The 2,201-nt window shown below is 30.3% G+C and carries 3 protein-coding genes; all 3 read left to right on the forward strand.

Features of this window, described 5'->3' with window-relative positions; all coding sequences use genetic code 11:
• Positions 1–339 (forward strand): ribulose-phosphate 3-epimerase (locus ABZA26_RS13325; RefSeq protein WP_372714990.1); only part of this gene is annotated, 339 nt, incomplete at its 5' end.
• Positions 340–349: 10 nt separating this feature from the next.
• A complete protein-coding gene (locus ABZA26_RS13330; protein WP_372714991.1) occupies positions 350–1,018 on the forward strand; it encodes a MarR family winged helix-turn-helix transcriptional regulator in 669 nt (222 codons plus the stop codon).
• 203 nt (positions 1,019–1,221) lie between these two features.
• Positions 1,222–1,872, forward strand: a complete 651-nt coding sequence (locus ABZA26_RS13335; RefSeq protein WP_372714992.1) for an RNA-guided endonuclease TnpB family protein — start codon at positions 1,222–1,224, stop codon at positions 1,870–1,872.
• Positions 1,873–2,201 lie beyond the last annotated feature (329 nt).

Genomic DNA, 2,201 nt, shown 5'->3' on the forward strand with positions numbered 1-2,201 from the left:
AGAACCATACAACGCATCCACGCAGCTGGCATGCAAGCAGGTGTCACACTTAATCCTCACACGCCAGTGGAGCTACTCGAGGACATTATTTGCGACGTAGACATGGTATTACTTATGTCTGTCAACCCTGGGTTTGGAGGGCAAACATTTATACCGTCTACTATAAAAAAAATAAAGGAAGTGAGGGAGATCGCTCCTACAGTAGATATTCAGATAGATGGTGGTATCACAGATATTACAATTAAACCATGTATAGAGGCTGGGGCAAATATATTTGTAGCCGGATCTTTCGTATTTGGTGGAGATTACAAGGAACAAATAGAAAAATTAAGGGGTTAAAGGGGGGCATATGTCTTTAGAAACAGTTAATAAGGTAATAGAAGATTTTACTAAACTTTTTTATGAAACGGAATCATTGGCACTTAAACAAGGAATTAAATGTTTAACTACCACAGAACTTCATGTTATAGAAGCTATTGGAAACCAATCATTGTCTATGAATAATTTATCTGATAAATTAGGTATTACCATGGGGACTGCCACAGTTGCCATAAATAAATTATCCACTAAGGGTTTTATAACTAGGAAAAGATCGGATAATGACAGAAGAAAAGTTTTTGTTTCCCTATCAAAAAAAGGTGAGAATGCACTTACTTATCACAATAATTTTCATAAAATGATAATTTCAAGTATTACAAGAAATATAGAAACAGAAAATTTAGAAATATTTACTACAGTATTCACTAAAATATTGGGAAATCTTAAAAATCAAGTAGAATTTTTTAAACCTGATGCCATCACTAATTTTTTAGAGGGAGATTCTGTAAGCGTTTTAGATGTCAAAGGAACTCCTGTGATTAAAAATTTCTTTGCTGGAATGGGTATAAAATTATACACTGAGTTAAAAATAATATCTAACTCACAGAGGGTAATTTCCATAAAAACTCCCGATGATGAAGTTGTGGAGATAAATAGTATAGATGCTAAAAACTTAATAGTAGTAAAAAAAGATATATAAGAAATTAATAGTAGGAGGGAGGGTACTAGCCTTCCTCCTATTTTTGTGAAATTAATTAAAAATCTAAAAGAAAAAAAACTGAGTCACGAATAACACAAAAAATATGTGCAGTTGGTGACTAAAAAGGAGATGATAACTATAGTAAAAAATTTATAGGAATTACACCACATACTTTAAGGGTGTGGCATAGAAGGTGATTCAAGATGAAAAGTTATCTAATAGAAATTAAACCAATTGAAGAACAAAAACAAAAAATTCATCAAAACATAGGTAATTGTAGAGTTGTTTATAACTTGTATTTAAAAAAACTTATTTCTAAAATTAATAAAACTATCAAAGTTAAAAAGTTAGAAAAGAAATTAAAAAGAATACAAAAAAGACTTTCAAGAAAAAATGAAAATAAAAAAATAGGAGGTGAGACTACTAACAAAAATATTTTGAAAGCTATATTAAATCTACAAAAAATACATTTTAAACTTAGCAACATCAGGACTGAATATATAAGATTCGTAGTGAACTCAATGGTAAAAAACAATCCACAGTTCATAACTATCGAAGATTTAAATATTAAAGGAATGATGAAAAATAAGCATTTATCTAAATCTATAGCCAAACAAAAATGGTATTATTTAATTCTTTTTTTAAAAGCTCAAGCCAATAAAAGAGGTATTCAAATAAGACAGGTAGACAGATGGTATCCATCTTCAAAAATTTGTAACAACTGTGGTTCTCTCAAAACAGAATTAAAATTGAGAGATAGAAAGTACATATGTGGTTGTGGATATATAGAGGACAGAGATTTAAATGCTTCATTTAATTTAAGGGATGCAAATGAATATAAAATAGCAAATTAAAAAGCTAATATTCATATGTACCGTTGGCTAAGACGGGAATTTAAGCCTGTGGACTGTTATAACAAATCTTAGTAGCTTAGGCGAGGCGAGACAGGGTGAAGCAGGAAAAATCAAAAATGTATAGATTTATATAAATTTTTGTTAGCAGATGAATAAAAATGAAAAAGCAACAGGCAATGGAACATTTTCACGGGAAAGACAATTTAAATTGTATTCAGTCAGTTTTAAAAGTTTATCAAGAAGAATTTGACTTATCGGATGAATTTATAGAAAAAGCACAAATATATGGCGGTGGGAGAGCAGAAAATGGAATTTGTGGAGCCCTTTAT

The sequence above is a fragment of the Ilyobacter sp. genome (genome assembly GCF_041583315.1).
Taxonomy (GTDB): Bacteria; Fusobacteriota; Fusobacteriia; order Fusobacteriales; family Fusobacteriaceae; genus Ilyobacter.

Coding starts and splice junctions, on each gene's coding strand:
- ABZA26_RS13330 (WP_372714991.1), top strand. CDS start 350: ATGTCTTTAGAAACAGTTAATAAGGTAATAGAAGATTTTACTAAACTT.
- ABZA26_RS13335 (WP_372714992.1), top strand. CDS start 1,222: ATGAAAAGTTATCTAATAGAAATTAAACCAATTGAAGAACAAAAACAA.